Annotated in this window: 21 protein-coding genes and 1 pseudogene; 9 read left to right on the top strand and 13 right to left on the bottom strand. The window is 68.7% G+C overall.

All coding sequences use genetic code 11. From position 1 onward, the window contains the following. Nucleotides 1-19: 19 nt before the first annotated feature. Nucleotides 20-577 carry a hypothetical protein gene (locus ACFOPI_RS02380; RefSeq protein ID WP_382170354.1) on the bottom strand — a complete coding sequence of 186 codons (558 nt, stop codon included), beginning with the start codon at nt 575-577 and terminating at the stop codon, nt 20-22. 102 nt (nt 578-679) lie between these two features. On the opposite strand from ACFOPI_RS02380, the gene ACFOPI_RS02375 reads away from it, so the two are divergent. From ACFOPI_RS02375 to ACFOPI_RS02365, 3 genes are all read left to right on the top strand, one after another. Continuing rightward, nucleotides 680-1,669, top strand: a complete 990-nt coding sequence (locus ACFOPI_RS02375) for a LysR family transcriptional regulator (protein WP_382170352.1) — start codon at nt 680-682, stop codon at nt 1,667-1,669. Next, the gene (locus ACFOPI_RS02370; protein ID WP_382170350.1) at nt 1,666-2,496 is read left to right on the top strand and encodes a metallophosphoesterase; all 831 of its coding nucleotides are present in this window, start codon (nt 1,666-1,668) and stop codon (nt 2,494-2,496) included. Before ACFOPI_RS02375 ends, ACFOPI_RS02370 begins: the two co-directional genes overlap by 4 nt. Before the next feature lie 72 nt (nt 2,497-2,568). Beyond that, nucleotides 2,569-2,991, top strand: coding sequence for a universal stress protein (locus ACFOPI_RS02365; protein ID WP_382170348.1), 423 nt, complete (start codon nt 2,569-2,571; stop codon nt 2,989-2,991). A gap of 15 nt (nt 2,992-3,006) precedes the next feature. On the opposite strand, the gene ACFOPI_RS02360 is transcribed toward ACFOPI_RS02365, so the two are convergent. Further along, a complete protein-coding gene (locus ACFOPI_RS02360) occupies nt 3,007-3,645 on the bottom strand; it encodes a TetR/AcrR family transcriptional regulator (RefSeq protein ID WP_382170346.1) in 639 nt (212 codons plus the stop codon). A gap of 209 nt (nt 3,646-3,854) precedes the next feature. Between ACFOPI_RS02360 and ACFOPI_RS02355 the strand changes: the two genes are divergently transcribed. Both ACFOPI_RS02355 and ACFOPI_RS02350 read left to right on the top strand, forming a co-directional pair. Further along, complete coding sequence (locus ACFOPI_RS02355; RefSeq protein WP_382170344.1) at nt 3,855-4,364, top strand: fasciclin domain-containing protein; 510 nt, start codon at nt 3,855-3,857, stop codon at nt 4,362-4,364. Nucleotides 4,365-4,416: 52 nt separating this feature from the next. Further along, the gene (locus ACFOPI_RS02350) at nt 4,417-4,872 is read left to right on the top strand and encodes a fasciclin domain-containing protein (RefSeq protein WP_308329607.1); all 456 of its coding nucleotides are present in this window, start codon (nt 4,417-4,419) and stop codon (nt 4,870-4,872) included. Here ACFOPI_RS02350 and ACFOPI_RS02345 read toward each other — a convergent pair whose 3' ends face one another. From ACFOPI_RS02345 to ACFOPI_RS02325, 5 genes are all read right to left on the bottom strand, one after another. Further along, nucleotides 4,873-5,838, bottom strand: a complete 966-nt coding sequence (locus ACFOPI_RS02345) for a LysR family transcriptional regulator ArgP (protein ID WP_382170342.1) — start codon at nt 5,836-5,838, stop codon at nt 4,873-4,875. It lies immediately after the preceding gene. A 73-nt stretch (nt 5,839-5,911) separates the two neighbouring features. Next, entirely contained in the window at nt 5,912-7,078 is a 1,167-nt protein-coding gene (locus ACFOPI_RS02340; protein WP_382170340.1) for a mandelate racemase/muconate lactonizing enzyme family protein, read from the bottom strand. 23 nt (nt 7,079-7,101) lie between these two features. Beyond that, complete coding sequence (locus ACFOPI_RS02335; protein WP_382170338.1) at nt 7,102-7,800, bottom strand: SDR family NAD(P)-dependent oxidoreductase; 699 nt, start codon at nt 7,798-7,800, stop codon at nt 7,102-7,104. Then, nucleotides 7,790-8,758, bottom strand: coding sequence for a Bug family tripartite tricarboxylate transporter substrate binding protein (locus tag ACFOPI_RS02330; RefSeq protein ID WP_382170336.1), 969 nt, complete (start codon nt 8,756-8,758; stop codon nt 7,790-7,792). Before ACFOPI_RS02330 ends, ACFOPI_RS02335 begins: the two co-directional genes overlap by 11 nt. Nucleotides 8,759-8,809: 51 nt before the next feature. Then, nucleotides 8,810-9,748: a dihydrodipicolinate synthase family protein gene (locus tag ACFOPI_RS02325; RefSeq protein WP_382170334.1), complete on the bottom strand. Its 939-nt coding sequence runs from the start codon at nt 9,746-9,748 to the stop codon at nt 8,810-8,812. Between the two features lie 116 nt (nt 9,749-9,864). Between ACFOPI_RS02325 and ACFOPI_RS02320 the strand changes: the two genes are divergently transcribed. Further along, nucleotides 9,865-10,800 carry a LysR family transcriptional regulator gene (locus ACFOPI_RS02320; RefSeq protein WP_382170332.1) on the top strand — a complete coding sequence of 312 codons (936 nt, stop codon included), beginning with the start codon at nt 9,865-9,867 and terminating at the stop codon, nt 10,798-10,800. On the opposite strand, the gene ACFOPI_RS02315 is transcribed toward ACFOPI_RS02320, so the two are convergent. The 4 genes from ACFOPI_RS02315 to ACFOPI_RS02300 are packed head-to-tail and all read right to left on the bottom strand — an operon-like array spanning nt 10,778 to nt 14,904. Then, nucleotides 10,778-11,710, bottom strand: coding sequence for a M14 family zinc carboxypeptidase (locus ACFOPI_RS02315; protein WP_382170330.1), 933 nt, complete (start codon nt 11,708-11,710; stop codon nt 10,778-10,780). The genes ACFOPI_RS02320 and ACFOPI_RS02315 overlap by 23 nt on opposite strands. Before the next feature lie 26 nt (nt 11,711-11,736). Beyond that, nucleotides 11,737-13,008, bottom strand: a complete 1,272-nt coding sequence (locus ACFOPI_RS02310; RefSeq protein WP_382170328.1) for an acyl-CoA dehydrogenase family protein — start codon at nt 13,006-13,008, stop codon at nt 11,737-11,739. A gap of 28 nt (nt 13,009-13,036) precedes the next feature. Next, complete coding sequence (locus tag ACFOPI_RS02305) at nt 13,037-13,855, bottom strand: alpha/beta fold hydrolase (RefSeq protein ID WP_382170326.1); 819 nt, start codon at nt 13,853-13,855, stop codon at nt 13,037-13,039. Continuing rightward, nucleotides 13,852-14,904: a peptidase M29 gene (locus ACFOPI_RS02300; RefSeq protein WP_382170324.1), complete on the bottom strand. Its 1,053-nt coding sequence runs from the start codon at nt 14,902-14,904 to the stop codon at nt 13,852-13,854. The genes ACFOPI_RS02305 and ACFOPI_RS02300 overlap by 4 nt, the downstream gene beginning before the upstream one ends. An 87-nt stretch (nt 14,905-14,991) precedes the next feature. Here ACFOPI_RS02300 and ACFOPI_RS02295 point away from each other — a divergent pair. From ACFOPI_RS02295 to ACFOPI_RS02285, 3 genes and pseudogenes are all read left to right on the top strand, one after another. Further along, a pseudogene (locus ACFOPI_RS02295) lies at nt 14,992-15,510 on the top strand (flavin reductase family protein); the annotation flags it as partial. A 156-nt stretch (nt 15,511-15,666) separates the two neighbouring features. Then, nucleotides 15,667-16,008 (top strand): MarR family winged helix-turn-helix transcriptional regulator, encoded by a 342-nt coding sequence (locus tag ACFOPI_RS02290; RefSeq protein ID WP_382170936.1) that lies wholly within the window; start codon nt 15,667-15,669, stop codon nt 16,006-16,008. 52 nt (nt 16,009-16,060) lie between these two features. Beyond that, a complete protein-coding gene (locus tag ACFOPI_RS02285; protein ID WP_382170323.1) occupies nt 16,061-16,960 on the top strand; it encodes a DMT family transporter in 900 nt (299 codons plus the stop codon). A gap of 21 nt (nt 16,961-16,981) precedes the next feature. On the opposite strand, the gene ACFOPI_RS02280 is transcribed toward ACFOPI_RS02285, so the two are convergent. Next, nucleotides 16,982-18,778: an NAD(P)/FAD-dependent oxidoreductase gene (locus ACFOPI_RS02280; protein ID WP_382170322.1), complete on the bottom strand. Its 1,797-nt coding sequence runs from the start codon at nt 18,776-18,778 to the stop codon at nt 16,982-16,984. 180 nt (nt 18,779-18,958) lie between these two features. Further along, a complete protein-coding gene (locus ACFOPI_RS02275) occupies nt 18,959-20,863 on the bottom strand; it encodes a sigma-54-dependent Fis family transcriptional regulator (protein WP_382170321.1) in 1,905 nt (634 codons plus the stop codon). Between the last annotated feature and the right edge of the window lie 89 nt (nt 20,864-20,952).

The following is a 20,952-nucleotide window of genomic DNA, read 5'->3' as shown; positions in this document are numbered from 1 at the left end:
CATGTGCAACAGCGGTGGATTACAGGTAAGGCAGGTAGCCCGTCTGGCGGCGCACTTCCATCTGAGCCCAGCGGCGCAGCGGTGCCGAGAAGCCCGTGTCCAGACCCATGGGCGCCAGCGCGTCCGAGTAGTCATCCTTGGCCACGACGGGCGAAGGGTTCAGCGCTTCGGCCAGCTCGGCTTCGCGGGCACGGGCCTGCATGAGCTCGGCCTTGAGGCGCGGATCGGTGCGGGCCAGGTCCCAGAGGCGGGCTTCGGCACGGGCCTCGGCCAGCGACCGCGACCAGCTGTCGAGCGAGCGCAGCGTGACCTGCGCCGCACGGCGGGCCGTGCCTGCGAACAGCGCCGAGCCAGCGAAGATCACGACCCAGAGGGCGACCCAGCCCAGGAACAGGTGGCCATCGGCCCAGGAACCGATCATCTGGTCGGCCAGCACGACCAGGGCGGCCACGGCGGCGGCCAGCAACATGGTGGCCAGGCTGCGCGAGCCATCAAAACGACGGGCGCGACCGGCGCCCTTTTCGGCGGCGGGGCCCATGCCGACGGAGGAGGGAGAGGGAGAGAAGACGGTGCTCATGGCGAACTCCTTGGATAGACAGTCTTTTGGACAGGCGAATACTAGGGTGAACCCTGATGTCACGCCACTTTATTTTTGTGATGAATTACATTCACCTAAATGATGAATGAGACCAACTTCCGCACGCTGGACCTCAACCTGTTGAGGGTGTTCGACGAGGTCATGGCCGAGCGCAACCTCACCCGCGCAGCCCACAACCTGGCCATGACACAGCCGGCGGTGAGCAACGCGCTCAAGCGCCTGCGCGAGCACCTGGGCGACGAACTGGTCCGACGTTCCGGCTATGGGGTGGAGGCCACACCGGCCGCGCTGGCCCTGTGGCCGACGGTGCGCGACGCGCTGGCTCAGCTGCGCGAGTCTCTGTCGCCGGCCGACTTCGACCCGTCGACCGCGGGCAAGGCTTTCGTGCTGGCCATGGCCGACGCCACAGCCGCCAAGCTGGTGCCCGGACTGGTGGACCTGCTGGAGAAGGAGGCGCCGGGCGTGAACCTGCGCATCGTGCCGCTGACCACGCGCGACCCGCGCGAGCTGCTGGAATCCGGTTCGGCAGACCTGGCGGTCGGGCATTTTCCAGGCGTCATCGCCGAACTGACCGCGATCCACCTGCAGGAACACACCCCACGCTTCCTGCACCAGCGGCTCTACGACGGCGAGTACGTGGTGGTGATGCGCCGCGACCACCCGCTGACAGAACAACCGCTCACCCTCGACGCCTACTGCGCCGCGCGCCACCTGCTGGTGAGCTTCTCGGGGCGGCCCTTCGGCTTTGTCGACGAGGCGCTGTCGGCCATGTCGCGCCAGCGGCGCGTGGTAATCACCGTCAACCAGTTCTTCACCGCCGGACGCGTGGTAGCCAGCACCGACCTGCTGACCGTGCTGCCGCGACACTTTGTCGAGGTCACCGGCATCGAGTCGGCTCTGACCACACGCGACCTGCCGCTGCCGGTGCCGGCGGTGCACGTCGACGCCCTGTGGCACCGGCAGTCGGCGCACAGCGGCGCACACCGCTGGCTGCGGCAGGCGGTCGAGCGGGCGGCGCGGCAGGGCTTCGCGGAAGCCGCGGCAGACGCAGCACCGACAATCTCGCCATGAAGCTCCAACTGCTCAGCGACCTGCACCTCGAGACCGACGCCAGCTTTGCCGCCACACCCGCAGCAGACGCCGACCTGCTGGTGCTCGCGGGCGACATCGGCTCGTACCAGAAGCGCCGCGACGGCACGGTGATGGGCGAGCCCGACTGGGGCCTGCGCCGCTTCTCGCCCCTGCCGCAGCACGGTGGCTGGCCGACCCCGGTGCTGTTCGTGCCGGGCAACCACGAATACGACAACGTCGACTGGGACGAGGCGCACGCAGATCTGCGCCGCGCCTGCGACCGGCTCGGCATCGCCTGGCTGGAGCGCGAGGCGCTGCAGATCGACGGTGTGCGCTTCATCGGCACCACGCTCTGGAGCGACTACGACGCGCTGGCCCCGGCGAACGCCACCGAGACCGAGCGCCTGCGTCTGCGCGAGAAGGCCTTTCGCGCCGCGAACTTCTATCTGCACAAAATGGCCGGACTGCGCGGCGGCGCTCTGTTCGACGCGGCCGCCATGCGCGAGCTGGCGCTGGAATGCCAGGACTGGCTGCGCGAGGCGCTGGCCCTGCCGCACGAAGGGCCCACCGTCGTGGTGACGCACTTCGCGCCCACCCTGCACAGTGCCGACCCGCGCTATGGTCTGCCGCCTGGCACGGCCGGCTTCTGCAATGCCCTGGACGACCTGCTGCCCCTGGCCGACCTCTGGCTGCACGGACACCTGCATTGCGCGACCGACGTGCAGGTAGGCCGCTGCCGCATCGTGGCCAATCCACTGGGCTACGCGCGCAAGGGTGAGCAGGACGATTTCAGGCCCACCCTGACGGTGAATGTGGAAATCCCATAGGAAAAACCCCACACCCCGCGCGTACACTGGCGCGATTCGCCCGCCTCAGGGCCACACAACCGGAGAGAGACCATGAAGATCCTGCTCGCTGTGGACGGCAGCGCATACACCAAGAAGATGCTGGCCTACCTGACCACCCACCTGGAGGTCTTCCACGCCAACAACGAGTTCACCATCTTCACCGTGCAACTGCCGCTGCCTCCGCGCGCGCGCGCCGCCGTCGGTGCCGAAGTCGCCAACAGCTACTACGCCGAAGAGGCCGAGAAGGTGACGGCGCCCGTGGTCAAGTTCCTCAAGCGCCACGGCATCGAGCCCAAGGTCGTGCACAAGACCGGTACTCCCGGCGAACAGATCGCGAAGCAGGCCGACACCGGCAAGTTTGACCTGGTCATGATGGGCTCGCACGGCCACAGCGCCCTGGGCAACCTGGTGATGGGTTCCGTCGCCACGCAGGTGCTGGCGCACTGCGGCGTGCCGGTGATGCTGGTGCGCTGATGCGCCGCGCCAGCATCAGCGCTGGCGCAATCCGTCGAAACAGGTGCTGAGCACCATGTCGATGATCTGGCCGTCGCTGTACAGGCCGGACCCCTTGAGAAACCCCAGCACCGGGTCGCAGGCCCGGGCATAGAGGGTGTACAGCACCGCGATCGGCGGCAGGGCCGGGTTGACGCTGCCCTGCTGCTGGGCCGCCTCGATCCAGGCGCCCAGCCGGTCGCTCACATCCATCAAGCCGTCCACATAGGCCTTGTTCGTCGTCAGCGACGCACGCAGGCTGGAGTTCTCGCTGGGCAGCGAGGGCATTTCCCCGGCCAGTTGCACCTCCATGGTCCAGCGCGCCACCTGGCGCAGCAGGTCCAGCGGCGGCGCCTTCGGGTCCAGTGTGTCCAGGAAGGCACGTGCCCGGTTCATCACCTTGACCATCGCGGCAGCGGCCAGGTCTTCCTTGCTCGGGAAGTGCTTGTAGAGGCTGGCCTTGGCGATGCCCACCTCGGCGGCGACCTCGTCCACCGTCATCGCTTCAAAACCCTTTTCGGCCAGCAGCCGGTTCACCACCGAGACGATGGCGTCCTCACGCGCCAGATGCATCTGTTCGCGAAAACTGCGCTTGGGGGAAGAACGGGGGGTCGGAGAGGAAACGGCAGTGGTCATGGTCAATCTTTGGGCAGCAATCGCATTGTGCCCCAAATGGACGCCGAAGTAGATAACCATACTGACAAGTGCATCTTCTATACTGATTGGTCGCTTTTTGATCTTATGAGACTAATATCACGCCCGGACAGCAACGGACTCTGAATCCGGAGCACCCCGCCCCGGCGCCGGCTGTCTCTACACACCCCACACGCCTGAAGGAGACCGAGATGCCGATCCCGAGACGTTCCCTGTTGCTGGCCGGTGCCGCAGCGGGCCTGCTGACCGCCTGCGGTGGCAGCGACGACGACCACGCGCCGCCCAACATCGTGGCCACCGCCCAGGCCACCCCCAACCTGAGCATCCTGGTCGAGGCCGTGGTCGCCGCCGGCCTGGTCGACGCCCTCAGCGCGCCAGGACCTCTGACGGTCTTCGCCCCCACCAACGCCGCATTCGCCGCGCTGCTGGCCGAACTGGGCGTCACCAAGGAAGCGCTGCTGGCCGACAAGCCGCTGCTGACCGCAGTGCTCACCTACCACGTGGTGTCTGGCCGGGTGCTGAAAGACCAAGTGCCGGTCAACACCCCCATCGCGACCCTGCAGGGCGCGACTTTCAGTGTCGGCGGCGACCTGCGCATCACCGATGGGCGCGGTCGCCAGGCGGCCATCGTGGCCACCGACATCCTGTGCAGCAACGGTGTGGTGCACCTGATCGACCGGGTCATCCTGCCGCCGGCCTGATACCCCATTCTTTTTCCCGTCCCCTGTCCTCAACCCCTCCTAGGAGTTACCCATGAAGAAGTCCCTGATTGCCTCCGTCATCGCCCTGGCCACACTGGGTTCTGCCCACGCCAAGGACATCGTCGACACCGCGGTCGCGGCCGGCTCGTTCAAGACCCTGGCCACAGCCCTGCAGGCCGCCGGTCTGGTCGACACGCTCAAGGGCAAGGGCCCGTTCACCGTGTTCGCGCCCACCGACGAAGCCTTTGCCAAGGTGCCCAAGGCCGACCTGGACGCCCTGCTGAAGGACAAGGCCAAGCTGACCGCCGTGCTGACCTACCACGTGGTCCCGGGCAAGGTGATGGCCGCCGACGTCAAGGCCGGCAAGGTCAAGACCGTTCAGGGCAGCGAGATCACCGTGGCCACCACAGGTGGCGTGAAAGTGGATGCGGCCAACGTGGTGAAGACGGACATCGTGGCCGACAACGGCGTGATCCACGTCATCGACAGCGTGATCATGCCCAAGTGATCAGGCCGTTCCCCTGCGCTTCGAACCCCGCCCCGGCGGGGTTTTTTGTGGCGTGCCGCTTTTGAGGTGGCGCGCAGCGGCTTCGGTGAGCGCCTGCGTCAGCGCCTCCAGCACATCGGAGCTGAGGTTCCAGCAGTGCCAGTACAGCATCACGCTCAGCCGGTGGTTCGGCACCAGGTTGACCAGCTCGCCACGGGCCAGCAGATCGCGCACCAGCAACTCCGGCAGCACGCTCACGCCCCAGCCGGCCAGAACCGCGCGCAGCTGCCCGTCGCAGGACGGCACATACAGCTGCTTGAGCCCGACACGCGGCAGGCTGAAGGCATGCTCCACGAAGCCGTGCTGCTGATAGTCCTTGCGGTTGAACGCGACAAACGGCAGCTGGTGGAAATTGTGGGCGTTCAGGCCCTTGGGACAACGGCTGCGCGCGAAATCCGCCTGCGCCACGGCCACATAGTCCATGGTGCCCAGCGGCACCATCTTGCAGCCGCGCAGCGCCTGCCCCAGCGACGTGACGCAGCCCAGCACCTGGCCCTCGCGCAACCACTCCTGGGTGAATTCCTCGTTGTCGGTGATGATTTCCACCGGCAAGCCCTGTCGCGCCAGCGCGTCCAGCGCGGGCAGTGCCCAGGTGGCAATGCTGTCGGCGTTCATGGCCACCGAAATGCGCTCTTCGTCGCGGCTGGCGCCGGCCGCGCTGGGCGCCAGTTCCTTGAGGTCCTTTTCCAGGTCGGCGCGCAGCAGCCGCATCATCTTGGCGTGCTTGAGCATCAGCTGCCCCGCGGGCGTGGGCTTGAGCGGCCGGCTGCGCACGATGAGCACCGTGCCCACCTGCGCCTCCAGCGCGCGCAGGCGCTGCGACACCGCCGACTGCGTGATCGACAGGCGCTGCGCCGCGCGTTCAAAGCCGCCCTCTTCGATGATGGCGGCCAGACACTCCAGGGCGTCGGGATCAAAGGTGCTCATGCATGCTTCACTTGGGCTGTGTGGTGCAGGCATTCTAGAGAGACCCTTCCCAGGGCCCACCCGAGGGGCAAGGTCAGACCGCGAGGGCGCGCATCTCTCGGATCAGGTCGCTCTTGCCTTCGAAGCCGATGCCCGGCAGCGGCGGCAGGGTCACGTGGCCGTCCACCACCTTCACGCCATCGGGGAAACCGCCGTAGGGCTGGAACAGGTCGGGGTAGCTCTCGTTGCCACCCAGGCCCAGGCCGGCCGCAATCGCCAGCGACATCTGGTGCCCGCCGTGCGGGATGCAGCGGCTGGGCGACCAGCCGTGTTCCTTCAGCATGTCCAGCGTGCGCAGGTACTCCACCAGGCCGTAACTGAGCGCGCAGTCGAACTGCAGCCAGTCGCGGTCCTTGTGCATGCCGCCGTGGCGGATCAGGTTGCGTGCGTCCTGCATGGAGAACAGGTTCTCGCCCGTGGCCATCGGACCTGTGTAGACCTCGCCCAGCCTGGCCTGCAGTTCGTAGTCCAGCGGGTCGCCGGCCTCTTCGTACCAGAACAGGGGGTACTGCGACAGGGCCTTGCCGTAGTCGATGGCGGTCTTCAGGTCGAACCGGCCATTGGCGTCCACCGCCAGCTGCTGGCCCGGGCCGAGGATCTTGAGCACGGACTCGATGCGCTCGCAGTCCTCGGCCAGCGTGGCGCCGCCGATCTTCATCTTGACCACGCTGTAGCCGCGCGCCAGGTAGCTTTCCATCTCTGCGCGCAGGCCGTCCAGGCCCTTGCCCGGGTAGTAGTAGCCGCCAGCCGCGTAGACGAAGACGCGCGGGTTCGGCGTGCCGTTGCCATAGCGCTCGGCCAGCAGCTGGTACAGCGGCTTTCCGGCAATCTTGGCCACCGCGTCCCACACCGCCATGTCGATGGTGCCCACCGCCACCGAGCGTTCGCCATGGCCGCCGGGCTTCTCGTTGATCATCATGCGGGCCCAGACCTTGTGCGGATCCAGGTTCTCGCCCGTTTCGTCGAGCAGGCTGGCGGGATCGGCTTCAAGTACGCGCGGGATGAAGCGCTCGCGCATCAGTGCGCCCTGGCCGTAACGCCCGTTGGAGTTGAAGCCGTAGCCGATGACGGGCTTGCCGTCGCGGACCACGTCGGTGACCACGGCCACCAGGCTCAGGGTCATCTTGGAGAAGTCGATGTAGGCGTTGCGGATGTCGGACTTGATCGGCCGCGTGGATTCGAGGATGTTGACGATCTTCATGGTCGGGATCGGGAAAAGGGAAGTCAGTGCGGCAGCGAGGCGCCACCGCAGATGGCGATGTCCTGCCCGGTGATGGCGGCGGCCGCCGGCGACAGGAGGAAGTTCACGAGCGCGGCGATCTCGGCCGGTTCGATCAGCCGGCCGATGGGCGGCAGGCGCGGTGCGCTGGCGGCGCGCGCCGGATCGGCCAGCATGCCGGTGGCGGTGGCGGCGGGCGAGACCACGTTGAGCGTGACGCCCTGAGGCGCCACCTCGGCGGCCCAGCTGCGGGCCAGCGCGACCAGCGCCGCCTTGGTGCCCGCGTACAGGCCGCGCCCGGGCATGCCCTGGGCCACGCGGCTGCCGATGAACACCACACGGCCGTCGCCGCGCGCCGCCATCGCGGGCACCAGCGCCTGGCACAGACGGGTCGCGGCGTCCACATGGATGCGCCACATGAGCTGGCCGTCGTCGGCGTCGAGGCTGTCGAGCCGGCCCACGCGGAGCACGCCGGCCGCGTGCACCAGCGCTGTGGCGTCGCGCAGACGCGCTGCCACGCGCGCCACCTCGGTCGCATCGCTGAGGTTGACCTGCACGGGCTCGAACGCCTCATGGGTCAGCGTGGGCGCAGCGAGGTCCAGGCCGGACACCCGCCAGCCGCCGTCCAGCAGCGACTGCGCGATGGCGCGACCGATGCCGGCGCTGGCACCGGTCACCACCGCATGGCGCGCGTCATTCGGCACGGATGTTCCCTTCGGTGATGATCTTCTGCGAGAGCGCCATGTCGTCGGTCTGGAACTTCACGAAGTCGGCCTGCGAGCCGGAGGTGACCACCAGTCCCTGCTGGGTCAGCTTCTCCCGCATCTCGCCCGCCAGCGCCTTGTTCACCTCGGCGTTCAGCCGCTGGGCGATGTCGGCCGGCGTGCCCGCCGGCGCCCAGACGCCGTACCAGCTGTACGCCTCGAAACCCGGCAGGGTTTCCGCCACCGTCGGCACGTCCGGGAGGCTGGCTGCGCGCTTGTCGCCGGTGATCGCCACCACCCGCAACTGCCCGCTCTTGTGGAACTGCAGCGAGCCCAGGATGGGATCGATGAAGCCGTCGATGTTGCCGCCCAGCACGTCCTGGAAGGCCGGCGCCGTGCCCTTGTAGGGCACGATCATCGTCTCGAAGCCGCCCGCGCGGCGCAGCCGCTCGGTGGCCAGGTGGCCCGCCGAACCGATGGAGCCCACCGCGAACTTCAGACCGCCGGGCACCGCCTTGGCGTGCGCGATCAGCGACTTGATGTCGGTGACCGGCAGGTTCTTGTTGATCGCCACCGACAGCGGGGCCTTGGCCACCAGCGCCACTGGCACGAAGTCCTTGACCACGCTGTAGGGCACGGACTTGAGCGTCATCGGCGCCGTCGTGAATGTCGAGGCGTTGAACAGCAGGGTGTAGCCGTCGGCCGTGGACTTGGCCACGGCATGCGCACCGATGGTGCCGCTCGCGCCCGCCCGGTTCTCGACGATGAAGCTCTGCCCCATCTGTTCGCTGAGCTTCTGCGCCAGCATGCGGCCGACGGTGTCGAGCGTGCCGCCCGGCGGGAACGGGATGATGAACTTCACCGTCCGGTCGGGATAGGTCTGCGCGAAAGCGCCGGCGGCGAAACTGCCCAGCAGGGCGGCGGCGGCGAGGGTGCGGATGAAGGGGCGTCGTTGCATGGTGTTTGTCTCCGTTGGATGTTGTGGATGCGTCGCTTCAGGGGAACCGGTTCAGCGGGCCAGCAGCCCGGCCTGCTGCACGGCCGCGCGCAGGGCGGCCATTTCTTTCTCGTTCGGTGCCTCGGTCGGCGGCCGCACGGTGGGCGCGTCCAGCACGCCGGCCAGGTACATGCCGCCCTTCATGCGGGCGTGCGCCTCGCCCGTGGGTTCGCCACCGCCGTAGACCGCGTCCTTGAGCGGGGTGATGACCGCCTGGACCGCCTGGGCCTTCCTCAGGTCGCCGGCCTTCACGGCGTTCCACAGGTCGATGATCAGCTGCGGGATGAAGGTGGCAAAACCCACCAGGGCCCCGTCCACGCCCTGGACCATGGAGGCCAGCAGGTATTCGTCGTGGCAAGTCAGGATGGCCTTGCTGGCGTCGGCCTCTCGGATGGCCTGGATGTCGCGGGCGTACTTGTTCATGTCGCGCTGGCCCACCTTGAAAGCCTGCAGGTAGGGCAGCTTCGCCAGGTCGGCCAGCAGCTGCGACGAGTAGGAGGCGCGGGTCCATGCGGGGTAGACATGGCAGACCAGGTCGCAGTCGGGGGCGGCCTGGTGGATGGCCTCGAAGTACTGCAGCGCGTGGCCGGACGTGAAACCGAAGCGCAGCCAGTGGTGCGGGGGCATCACGTCCAGTGCCACGGCACCGGCGGCGCGGGCGGCGCGGGCGTGGTCCGCGGCGTCGGACAGGCCTTCGCAGACGATGGAGGAGATGACCGGGAGGCGGCCCTGGAGCTCGTCGGCCACGATGCGCGTGACTTCGGCGCGCTCGGCCGGCGTGAGCGAGAACACCTCGCCGGTGTGGCCGTTGGTCATGACGGCGACCACGCCCTCATGGCCGGCCAGCCAGCTCGCGAGCTTGCGCAGCGCGGGTTCGTCGATACGGTGATCGGGCGTGAACGGGCAGGAAATGGCGGGGATGATGCCGCGATAATTTGTGATGCTGGGCACTGCGTGTCTCCGTTGGAATGGATGTGAGGACCGCATGATTCCGCGGCGGCCCGGCAGCGTCCAATACTCGAATCGCATACAACTATCTGCAGACAGGCAGCGGAGACAAGGCACGCATGGGCCCCGGCAACCGACCGCTCGACATGGAATGGCTGGAAGACTTTCTGGCCCTGGCCGAGACCGGCAATTTCTCGCGCGCCGCCAAGGTGCGCTTCATCGCCCAGCCGGCGCTCAGCCGCCACATCCGGTCGCTGGAGGAATGGGTCGGTGTGGACCTGTTCGACCGAAGCGCGCACCCGGTCGCGCTCACGCCCGCGGGGCAGCGGTTCCGGCCGCTGCTCGAAGACGTGCTGAGCGGCCTGGAGGCCGCACGCATCAAGGCGCGCGCCGCGCACGACGAGGCCGCCGCGGGCCTGCGCTTCGCGGCCACGCACCTGCTGTCGCTGGTGTTCTTCCCGGGCTGGTTCTCGCGCCTGGAGCAGACGCTGGGCCCGCGCACGGTGCAGATGTATTCGAACAACCTGGAGGCCTGCGAAGACCTCATGCTCCAGCGCAGCGTGCAGTTCCTGCTGTGCTACGGCCACCCCGAGGTGCCCGGCCGGCTGGAGGCCGCCGGCTATCCGGTGGGCCTGATCGGCCACGACGCCCTGGTGCCGCTGGCGTCCACCCGCACCGGCGGACAGCCGCTGTGGCGCCTGTGCGCGCCGGCCGACGAGGAAGCGCCGGTGCTGGGCTACCACGCCTCGTCGGGGCTGGGCCGGGTGCTGGGGGCCTGTCTGCGGCCCGAGGCCCAGCAGCGCCTCCACGACCACACGGTCTTCACCTCGCACCATGCGGTGGTGCTCAAGGCCATGACGCTCGAAGGGCGGGGCGTGGCCTGGCTGCCGCAGAGCCTGGTGGAGGCGGAACTGCAGGACGGGCGGCTGGCGCTGGCCGGCGACGGGGACTGGTCGGTTCCGCTGGAGATCCGGCTGTACCGCCAGCCCGCGGCCATGACCGCAGCGGCGGAAGCCCTGTGGACCGAGGTGGTCAGCCGGTCTTCTTCACCTTGACCGGCAGCACCTTGGCGTCGCCTTCGGCGGGGATGACACGCTCGCTCATCCAGCGCAGCAGGTCCAGCCACATCTGGCGCATCTCGGCGTCCAGCGGCGTGCGGATGGCGCTGGGCAGCTCGATGGTCACCACCGGCATGCCCTTGTGCACGCCACCGTAGTTGCCCAGGCTGCCGGGGAAGATGCCGACCTGGTCCAGGTACAGCCGGCCCAGACGCGCCGGTGGCACGGTGGGGCCGTCGAAGTCGAGCACGCCGTAAGGCGCGTGGATGCTCACGATCAGGTCGGGCTGGAAGCGCTCCATCTCTTCGTGGAAGAACTTCGACTCGGGCTCGGACAGGGGCTTGGGACCAGGCCAGCGGCGCGGGTCTTTCTTCGTCCGCTGTTCCCAGTAGATCTTGGCGTCGCGCGCCCAGTTCGGGGTCGGGAAGTTGCGGTTGAGGTCGACGCCGCGGGCGTTGACCCGCTTCGCCGGCCGGGCCATCAGGCCGTCGGGGTTGAGGGCGGGAATGAAGCGCCAGTGCACGTTGGATGGCGTCTCCACGGCGCGCTGGATCCAGTGCAGGGCCACCGCGGCCGAGGACAGCTCGTCGCCGTGCATGGCGCCGACCACGAGCACCCGCACCTTGGCGTCGGGGGCCATCACGTCGCGCTGGTACAGCGTGCGGCCCTGCACCGACACACCGCCATTGGAGGGCTTGAGCTGCGCCGCATGGCACAGCGGTGCCTTCACATTGGGCAGGCGCGCGACGAACTCGGTGCAAGGGTCGACCGGCGCCTTCGCGGCTGACTGCGCCAGCGCCGCCGGAGGAGTCCCACCTAGGCTCAGCAGCAGGGGCAGCGCCGCCAGCAGGTGGCGCACAGGGCGAATCGGGCGTTGAGGCGAAGCGGCAGCGCGGTGAGGGGTCATCCCCGCGATTCTATGGACCCGCTCCCTCACTCGTCCTTTTCGCCGGGCTCGTAAAGGGTCTCGCGCCCCATGCGGTCGAGGATCAGCTCGGCCGTCCAGGGCAGCATCAGCGCGCCACAGCGGCTGTCGCGGTACAGGCGCTCCAGCGGCAGGTGCTTGAGCATGCTCTGTCCACCGCAGGTGCGAATCGCCAGCCGCGCCAGATCGTTGGCACCCTCCATCACCGCGTGGTGCGCGGCGTAGAGGCGCAGCTTTTCGTCCTTGCTCGGGTTGGGCTTGGCCTCGAAGATCGCGCGGGTGAACAGGCTCTTCATCGATTCCAGCTGCAGCCGCATCTGCGCCACGGTGATCTGCTTGGTCGGGAACTGGCGGCGCTTGATCGGCGGCTCGCCCGGCACCTCGCCGCGCAGGTACTGCACCGTGAAGTCGTACGCCGCGTTCGCCACGCCCAGGTAGGTGGGGGAGAGGGTGAAGAACATGGCCGGCCAGGTCTGCGCGCCCTTGAAGTAGATGCCGCGCGGCATGAGCTGCTCGTCGTCGCTCACGAACACGTCCTTGAACGTGAGATTGCGGCTGACGGTGCCGCGCATGCCCAGCGGGTCCCAGTCACCGCTGATAGAAAACCCTTCGGCCGTGGCGGGCACGCTGATGTAGAGCGTGTCGCGCGCGTCGGGGTGCTGGTCGCCCTTGTCTTCGGTGCAGAGCACCCCGTAGTAGTCGGCCGCGCCCGAAAGGCTCGCCCAGATCTTGCGGCCGTTGATCAGCCAGCCGCCCTCGACCTTCTTCGCCGTAGTGCCGAAAGGCGCGCGGCCCGCCGCCGCCGCCGTGCCCTCGCTGAACGGTTGCGCGTAAAGCTTGCCCTCGTTGACGATGCGCGCGAAGTGCAGCTTGCGCCGCGCCGCGTGTTCGGCGCGCTGCTCCTCGCTCATCGCAATGCCGTCGGCCAGCACGCCGGTCCACATGGTGCTGCAGATATGCATGTTCCAGGTGAGCGCCGTGGCGCCGCAGAAGCGCCCGATCTCGGCCGCCACCATCATGTAGGTCGGGAAGTCGGCGCCGGCGCCGCCGAACTCGACCGGCACGCAGAGCTTGAGGAAGCCCTGTTCGCGCAGGTCGCCGTAGTTGGCGAACGGAAAGCTCGCCTCTTTGTCCCATTGCGCCGCACGCGCTGCGAACTTGTCGCGGCCCAGCGCGTGGGCCTTGGCCAGCCACTCGCGCTGCAGCGGCGTGAAGGGCATGTCGCCCACCGCGGGCGTGAAGTCCAGGCCGGTGACCGGGTTGACGGGGCGGGTGCTCATCGGGGTGTCTCCTCTTGTCGGGGTGGATTCAGTGCAGGTCAGGGCGCGCCCGGGGTGCGGGCTCGCGCAGGAAGTCCAGCAGGATGCGGTCGAACTCGTCGGGCGCTTCCAGGTTCATCAGGTGGCCCACGCCGGCCATCTCGGTGTATCGCGCGTTCGGGATCTGCTGCGCCATCTGTTTCATCACCGCAGGCGCAGCCACGCGGTCGAACTCGCCCCCCACCAGCAGCGTGGGCACACCGATGTGGGCCAGCGCGGCCTTGCGATCGAAGGTGACGATGCAGTCCAGCGCGCGGCGGTAGGTGGCGGCGGGCACGCGGCCCATGCATTGCTCGGCCAGGCGCACGCCTTCGGGCAGCGAGCCCGGGCCGACCATCTGCGGCACCAGCTTCGCCGCCATGTCGGCCATGCTCTGGCCGGCGTCCAGCGGCGCGGTGCGCTGCGCGATGAACTGCTGCGCCCAGACCTCCGCACGCTGGCCGTCGCTGCGTTTGCCGAAGGCGGCCGAGGTGCCGCAGAGCATGAGCTTGCGGACCTTCTCTGGGCGCCTGGCCACGACTTCCTGCGCGACCATGCCGCCCATGCTGTGGCCGACCAGCACCACGCTTTCGCACTGCAGCGCATCGATCAGGTTGATGCAGCTCTGCGCCAGCCCCTTGAAGGTGTAGGGCTCGATGGGTGCGCTGTGGCCGTAGCCAGGCATGTCCCAGGCCACGGCGCGGTAGCCCACGCTGGCCAGGGTTTCGACCTGCGGGGCAAAGGCCAGGTGCCCGCCGCCGATGCCGTGCAGCATGAGCACGGTGGTGGCGCCGTCGCCCAGCGTCGTGAACGTAGGAAGGCTGCTCACGCGACCACCTTTCCGGCGTCGACAACGACCATGCCGTCCAGCGACACGGTGCAGTCTCGCATCGGCCAGTCGAAGTGGCCGCGGGTGTAGCGGCCCGCCGTCTCGTTGGCGCCCGTGCTGTAGAGGAAATTGCCCGCGAAGGCGCGCAGCTCGGTGCCGTTGAAGTCGCGCTTGTCGTAGAGCGCCATGCTGTCCCAGCGCGCGGCGTCGTTCAGGCCGTAGCCCACGTGCGACACCGCATACGCCTCCTTCTCGCCCCAGGCCGCGAAGTAGCTGCGCAGCAGCTCGGCGTCCACGCCGCCGCCGTCGATGTGGGTCACGTAGTCGTGCTCGATGGTCAGCGTGATAGGGCGTTCGATGTAGCGCTTGAAGGTCAGGTTCACATCGCCCTCGGCCAGCACCAGCCGGCCGCTGACGCTGCCCGCCGCCGGGAAGGCCAGCACCAGGCCGCCGGGCCAGTGCGTCAGCGTGCCGGGGCGCGTGGTGCTGCCCCAGTTGCCGCCCACCACGGCGCCCTGCAGCGAGACCGTGAGCTCGGTGCCCGCGGGCGAGGCCACGCGCATCGACTTGGCACCGCGCAGGCGCTTGACGTGTTCCTTCACCCGCGCCTCGGTCGCGTCGTCGGGCAGCAGGCGCGCCAGCGCCTCGGGGTGCTCGTTGCTCACGTAGACGATGCGCGGCTGCGTGATGCCGTTGCCCTGCAGGATGGCCGGCAGCTCGGGCGCGTGCATCAGGCCCTCGACCGTGCAATCGATCACCAAGGTGCAGGCCTGCAATGCCGCGATCACCGGCAACTGCTGTTGAATGGCCGGTGATGCCCCGGTGGAGCGGGTCACGGGTTCGCCCGCGGCGCCGAACACCGAGGGCAGGGTCAGCACGAAGGCCGGGGCGCCGATGCGCGCCGCCGCGAGGCGCGCCAGTTCGACCAGCACCGGACGGCTCTGGCTTTCGCCGAGAATCGCAACCGTGTCGCCCGGCTGCAGCGCACAACGCCGCAGCACCGCTTCAAACGCGTCGATCCAGGCGGGTTCGATCCGCTCCTGCAACATGGGTCGTCTCCTGTTTTGGGGGGCCTGCCATCGGGGAAATGGTGGCCTCGGACACATTATTCATGAATTTTCATATAAATTGCAGCCATGTCCCCGTCCCGTGCCGCCGGCCACTCCGCCCAACCGCCCGATTTTTCGCCGCGCGACTTCCGCGCGACGCTGGGCATGTTCGCGACCGGCGTCACCATCGTCACGGCGCGCAACGACCAAGGTGAACCCGTCGGCCTGACGGCCAGCTCGTTCAACTCCGTCTCGCTCGACCCGCCGCTGGTGCTGTGGAGCCTGGGCAAGGCGGCCGGCTCGATGGCGGTGTTCAGCAACGGGCGGCACTACGCGATCAACGTGCTGGCCGCCGACCAGCAGGCGCTGGCCGAGCGCTTTGCCGCGCGCGGCGTCGACCGCTGGGCCGGTGTGGCCTTCAGCGACGGCGTGGGCGGCGCGCCGCTGCTCGACGGCTGCGTCGCCAACTTCGAGTGCTTCAACCGCAGCCAGTACACCGAGGGCGACCATGTGATCTTTGTGGGCGAGGTCGAGCGCTGCGCGCGCCGGGCCGACGCCTCGCCCCTGCTCTACCACGGCGGCCGCTTCTACACCGAGCACCCGCTGCACGGCGCACCGGCCGACGCGAGCGCGCCGCAGCCGCCCGACGGCCGCTTCGTCGGCAGCTACCTGGGCTACCTGCTCGGTCAGGCCAGCCACGCGGTCTACCGCGACTTCGAGAACGCCATCGCCGCCCAGGGCCTGACCCACATCGCCTGGCGCGTGCTGGCCGTGCTGCACGACGCTGCGCTTGGCCAGCCCCACAGCCACCCCAACGGCCAGGGCGCCATCACCGTCGGCCAGCTGGCGCACGACGTGCTGGCCAAACAGCCCACCGTCACCAAGCTCGTGCAGCGCATGGCCGAGGACGGGCTGCTGGAACTGCTGGCCGACCCGGCCGACCAGCGCCGCACCCTGGTGGTCACCACCGCCGAGGGCCGGCGCATTGCCGCTGCGCTGATCGAACAGGCCCGCGCGCAGGAAAGCAGCCTGCTCTCGCGCTGGTCGGCGCACGAAGCTGAAACGCTCAAACGGCATCTGCAACGCCTCGCCTCCGGACAATGACGCACCGCGCGCGACACGCGTCGCGCCGTGCCTGCGCTACCCTCCTGCCCCCATGACCGCCGTCCAACGCAAAGACCACCTCGACACCTTCGCCATCACCGTCCTGGTGGCCTGCTGCGCCTTCTGGGGCTTCCAGCAGATCCTGATCAAGTTCGCAGGCCGTGAGATCCCGCCGTTGTGGCAGGCCTCGGTGCGCATGGCCGGCGCCACCGCCCTGCTCTGGATGTGGTGCCAGCTGCGCGGCGTGACGCTGTTCAACCGCGACGGTTCGCTCAAAGGTGGTCTGGTGGTCGGCCTGCTGTTCGCAGCCGAGTTCTGCCTGATCTACCTGGGCCTGCAGCACACCAGCGCCTCGCGCCTGACCGTGTTCCTCTACACCAGCCCGTTCTGGGTGGCCGTGCTGCTGCCGCGCTTCGTGCCCTCGGAGAAGCTGCGCAGCATCCAGTGGGTCGGCCTGGTCATCGCCTTCAGCGCCGTGGGCATCGCGTTCAGCGAAGCCTTCCTGCACGGCTCCGCACCGGGCCAGTGGAAGGGCGACGCCATGGGCCTGGCGGCGGGCATGTTCTGGGGCCTGACCACCATCGCCATCCGCACCACCAAGGTCGCCACCGTCCAGGCCGAGAAGTCTCTGTTCTACCAGCTGAGCGTGACCGCCGCGGTCTGCCCGCTGCTGTCCCTGGCGCTGGGCGAGACCTGGTCCTTCGACTACTCCGCGCTGGCATGGGGCTCGGTGTTTCTGCAGACCGCCGTGGGCGCCTTCGCCAGCTACCTGGCCTGGATGTGGATGCTGCGCCACTACCCCGCGACGCAAATGTCCACCTTCACCTTCCTCACCCCGCTGTTCGCGCTGGTGTTCGGCGTGGTGCTGCTGGGCGAACCACTGACGCTGCAGCTGGTGCTGGCGCTGGTGGGCGTGGCGACGGGGATCGTGCTGGTGAGCCGGAAGGGCTGACCAGCACGCCCCTTCACGCCCTCACCGCAGGTGGTGCACCGCCGCCTGCCCGTAGACCGGCGTGTCCAGGCCCTCGTAGCGCGCCTTGAGCTGCAGCGAGAGGAACTGCGAGTAGTGGCGGCTCTGGTGCAGGTTGCCGCCATGGATCCAGAGCTGTTTCTGGTTGGTCGGCTTCCACATGTTGCGCAGCTCACCTTCCCACGGCCCCGGGTCCTTGGTCGTGTTCGAGCCCAGGCCCCAGACCTTGCCGACGCGGTCGGCGACGTCGGGTGACACCAGGTCGGCCAGCCAGTGGTTCATCGAGCCGTAGCCGGTGGCGTAGACGATCAGGTCGGCCGGCAGCTCGGTGCCGTCGGTGAGCAGCACGCTCCTGGGGTTGATGCGCTCGATGTTCACGCCGCTCTTGAGCTTGATGCTCCCGTTGGCCACCAGCTCGCTCGCGCCCACGTCGATGTAGTAGCCCGAGCCGCGGCGCAGGTACTTCATGAACAGGCCCGAGCCGTCGTCGCCGAAGTCGAGCAGGAAGCCCGCCTTCTCCAGCCGGCTGTAGAGGTCCGCATCGCGCTTCTTCATCTCCTCGTACACGGGAATGTGGAAGGTGTGCATGATTTTGTAGGGCACGCTGGCGAAGATCAGGTCGGCCTTGTGGTGGTCGATGCCGTTCTTCACCGCCTCCTCGCTGTAGAGCCCGCCCAGGGCCAGTTGCATCAGCGAGTCCGACGGCGCGATGTGCGTGCTGCTGCGCTGGATCATGGTGACGTCGGCGCCGTGCTCCCAGAGCGCCGCGCAGATGTCGTGCGCCGAGTTGTTGGAGCCGAGCACCACGCACTTCTTGCCCGCGTACTTCTCGGGGCCGGGGTGCTTGCTGGAGTGGTGCTGGTCGCCCTCAAAGGTCTCGGCGCCCGCGATCTTGGGCACGTTGGCGTAGCCGGAGACCCCCAGCGCGAACACCAGCTGCTTGGGCCGCAGCGTCACTTCTTCGCCGTTGCGGTCCACCACCACGGTCCACTCGCCTTTGGCCTCGTCGAAGCTGGCCTTCTTCGCGGTGGTGGAGCCCCAGTAGTTGATCTCCATGACCTTTGTGTACATCTCCAGCCAGTCGCCCACCTTGTCCTTGGGCGCGAACACCGGCCAGTCGTCCGGGAAGGGCATGTAGGGCAGGTGGTCGTACCAGACCGGGTCGTGCAGGCACAGGCTCTTGTAGCGGTTGCGCCAGCTGTCGCCGGGCCTCGGGTTCTTCTCCACCACGATGGTCGGCACGCCCAGGCGGCGCAGCCGCGCGGCCAGGATGATGCCGCCCTGTCCGCCGCCGATGATGACGACGTAGGGCTGCTCTTCGTAGCCCAGGCGCGCCTGCTCGTCCTGCCGCAGTTCGAGCCAGCTCTTGCGGCCCTTGTGCACGCCGTGCTCGGCGCCCTTGATGCGGTTGGCGCCCTTCTTCTCTTCAAAGCCCTTGAGCTCGACCATGGTGGTCAGCAGGGTCCAGGCCTTGTCACCTTTGAGGCGCAGATGGCCGCGGCCGCGCGAGACTTTGGTCTCGAAAGTGAACCAGGCTTCGGTCACGCCGTCGGCCTCGGTGGCCTCGCCTTCGAGCTGGAAGTTGGACGCGCCCGCGTCGGCCTGGCGCGCGGCGAGCATGTCGCGCACCGCGTCGTGGCCTTCCTGCGTGCGGATGTTCCAGGTGAAGGACACAAGGTCGCGCCAGTAGCAGTCGGCGTCAAACAGCGGCAGCACGTTGTCGGGGTTGCCGGAGGCCAGGGCGGCTCCGAAAGCGTCCAGCCAGCGCTGGGCCCGCTGGGAGGGCGTGTTTGCAGTCATGGGTTGTCTCCTGTGATGCCGGCCTCGGTGCGGGCCGGTGCCTTGTGCATCACAAGACGCGTGCCATGCGGGCGGCGCGCGCAAGTGCTTGATCTGCTTGCAGATTTCAAGCAGCGATGGGTGTCACACCCCGTGCACCTGTCACCCACCCCGAGTGACAGCTGTCACTCCCCCACGCGTTTACTCCATGCGGTTGGGCGGCACGATGCCGGCGCGCTTCATCCGGCGGTAGAGCGTCATGCGCGAGAGCCCCATCGCCCGCGCCACCGCGCTCACGTTCCAGTGCGCGGCGCGCAGCGCCTGCAGCAGCGCCTCCGGCCCGTCGTCGTGCGCCGCCTCACCCGCATCCGTGCGCGCCGGCAGCCGCGCCACCTGCAGCTCTGGCAGATCGTCCAGGTCGATGGCCCCGTCCGCGCACAGGCTGGCCGCGTAGTCGAGTACGTTGCGCAGCTCGCGCAGGTTGCCCGGCCAGCGGTGCGCCAGCAGGCGTTGCAGCGCCGCGGGCGTGATGGCGCGGCCGCCCAGCAGGCGCGTGATCATCGCGCCCAGGTCGCTGCGCTCGCGCAGCGGCGGCAGCTGGATGTGCGCGCCCTTGAGGCGGTAGTACAGGTCGTCGCGGAAGCGCCCCGCCAGCACCAGCGATTCGAGCGGCGCGTGCGTCGCCGCGATCACGCGGATGTTCACCGGGACTGGTTTCGTCGCGCCCACTGGCAACACCTCGCGCTCGGACAGCACGCGCAGCAGCCGCGCCTGCAACGCCAGCGGCATGTCGCCGATCTCGTCGAGGAACAGCGTGCCGCCGTCGGCCTCGGCGATCAGGCCGCGCTTGCCTTTGGGCGAGGCGCCCGAGAAGCTGCCCGGCAGGTGGCCGAACAGCTCGCTCTCGATCAGGTGCTCGGGAATCGCCGCGCAGTTCACCGCGACGAAGGGCCGGCCGCGCCGCTCGCTCGCGCTGTGCACCGCCTTCGCGAAATACTCCTTGCCCGAGCCGGTCTCGCCGGTGATCAGCAGGCTGATGGGCGTGTTCACCAGCCGCGCCACGCGCTCGACCTGCCGGTCCAGCGCCGCGTCGCCGGCCGACAGCGCCGCCAGCGGCGCCGACACGCGGCGCTCCTCGCGCGGCGCGCTCGCCACCGGGCGCGCTGGCGGTGGCACCGCCGAGAGAAACAGCAACTGCTGGCCACCCGCCAGCATCACCGCCCGCTGGTCCGAGGGCTGGGTCATCACGAAGCGCCCGATCTGGCCGAAGGGCAGACCGAAGAGCTGCTCGAAGCCCATGCCCAGCAGCGGCTGCGAGCCCGACAGCGCCAGTTGCGCCCGCCGGTTGTGGCCCACCACGCGGCCGTTGGCATCCAGCGCCAGCAAGTAGTCCGGCTGCACGTCCAGGAACTGCGGCGCGTGCGACAGGCGCAGCACCCAATCGTGCCGGTGGCGGTGCAGGAAAGCCGCGTTCTCGATGTCGTGCGCGTGCATCTTCACCAGCTGCAGCGCCAGGTGCTGGCTCTCCTTGGGCTGCTGCGAACTCAGCTGCGAAATGTCCAGCACCGCGCTCAGCTGCCCCGCGCTGTCGTAGACCGGCGCGGTGGTGCAGGTCAGCGGAATGTGGGTCGCGTCGAAGTGGTCGTCCAGGTGCACCGTCAGCGCCTGGCCGGTGCTGATGCAGGTGCCCACGCCGCAGGTGCCGGCGTGGTGCTCGCTCCAGTCCGCGCCGAGGTACAGGCCCGCCTTGCGCAGGCTGGGCTCGAACACCAGGTCGCCCAGAAAGTCCACCGTCACGCCGCGCGCGTCGGTCAGCAGCACCACATACCCCAGCCCCGCGACCTTGCTGTAGAGCGATTCCAGCCCGTGGCGCGCGATCTGCAGCAGCGCCTCCATCTGGTCCTGGTGCTCGCGCAGCCGCGCCTGCGGCAGGATGACGGCCTCCTGCATGCGCGTCGGGTCCAGCCGGTGCTGCTGCACACAGCGCAGCCACGAATCGCGGATCACCTGCTCATGCCGCGCCGCCGCCTGCGCCCCCACCCCGTCCGCGGCCACCTGCATCACGGTGGCGATGTGCTGGTGCGGGCTGGTGGCGGTGTGTGGCATGGCGCGTCTCCGGAGGGAAGGCTGGCGGGCTGCGGAAAGCCTTGCACCTTCGGATCAGCGCGGGGTGGTGTCAATGGCGGGTTTACCCG

It is taken from the genome of Hydrogenophaga luteola, from assembly GCF_042648585.1.
GTDB lineage: Bacteria > Pseudomonadota > Gammaproteobacteria > Burkholderiales > Burkholderiaceae_C > Hydrogenophaga > Hydrogenophaga luteola.
This window is presented reverse-complemented; position numbering and strand designations above follow the sequence as displayed.

Excerpts from the sequence above, each read along its gene's own strand:
- ACFOPI_RS02380 (WP_382170354.1), bottom strand. The coding sequence starts at position 577 with ATGAGCACCGTCTTCTCTCCCTCTCCCTCCTCCGTCGGCATGGGCCCC.
- ACFOPI_RS02375 (WP_382170352.1), top strand. The coding sequence starts at position 680 with ATGAATGAGACCAACTTCCGCACGCTGGACCTCAACCTGTTGAGGGTG.
- ACFOPI_RS02370 (WP_382170350.1), top strand. The coding sequence starts at position 1,666 with ATGAAGCTCCAACTGCTCAGCGACCTGCACCTCGAGACCGACGCCAGC.
- ACFOPI_RS02365 (WP_382170348.1), top strand. The coding sequence starts at position 2,569 with ATGAAGATCCTGCTCGCTGTGGACGGCAGCGCATACACCAAGAAGATG.
- ACFOPI_RS02360 (WP_382170346.1), bottom strand. The coding sequence starts at position 3,645 with ATGACCACTGCCGTTTCCTCTCCGACCCCCCGTTCTTCCCCCAAGCGC.
- ACFOPI_RS02355 (WP_382170344.1), top strand. The coding sequence starts at position 3,855 with ATGCCGATCCCGAGACGTTCCCTGTTGCTGGCCGGTGCCGCAGCGGGC.
- ACFOPI_RS02350 (WP_308329607.1), top strand. The coding sequence starts at position 4,417 with ATGAAGAAGTCCCTGATTGCCTCCGTCATCGCCCTGGCCACACTGGGT.
- ACFOPI_RS02345 (WP_382170342.1), bottom strand. The coding sequence starts at position 5,838 with ATGAGCACCTTTGATCCCGACGCCCTGGAGTGTCTGGCCGCCATCATC.
- ACFOPI_RS02340 (WP_382170340.1), bottom strand. The coding sequence starts at position 7,078 with ATGAAGATCGTCAACATCCTCGAATCCACGCGGCCGATCAAGTCCGAC.
- ACFOPI_RS02330 (WP_382170336.1), bottom strand. The coding sequence starts at position 8,758 with ATGCAACGACGCCCCTTCATCCGCACCCTCGCCGCCGCCGCCCTGCTG.
- ACFOPI_RS02320 (WP_382170332.1), top strand. The coding sequence starts at position 9,865 with ATGGGCCCCGGCAACCGACCGCTCGACATGGAATGGCTGGAAGACTTT.
- ACFOPI_RS02315 (WP_382170330.1), bottom strand. The coding sequence starts at position 11,710 with ATGACCCCTCACCGCGCTGCCGCTTCGCCTCAACGCCCGATTCGCCCT.
- ACFOPI_RS02310 (WP_382170328.1), bottom strand. The coding sequence starts at position 13,008 with ATGAGCACCCGCCCCGTCAACCCGGTCACCGGCCTGGACTTCACGCCC.
- ACFOPI_RS02300 (WP_382170324.1), bottom strand. The coding sequence starts at position 14,904 with ATGTTGCAGGAGCGGATCGAACCCGCCTGGATCGACGCGTTTGAAGCG.
- ACFOPI_RS02285 (WP_382170323.1), top strand. The coding sequence starts at position 16,061 with ATGACCGCCGTCCAACGCAAAGACCACCTCGACACCTTCGCCATCACC.
- ACFOPI_RS02280 (WP_382170322.1), bottom strand. The coding sequence starts at position 18,778 with ATGACTGCAAACACGCCCTCCCAGCGGGCCCAGCGCTGGCTGGACGCT.
- ACFOPI_RS02275 (WP_382170321.1), bottom strand. The coding sequence starts at position 20,863 with ATGCCACACACCGCCACCAGCCCGCACCAGCACATCGCCACCGTGATG.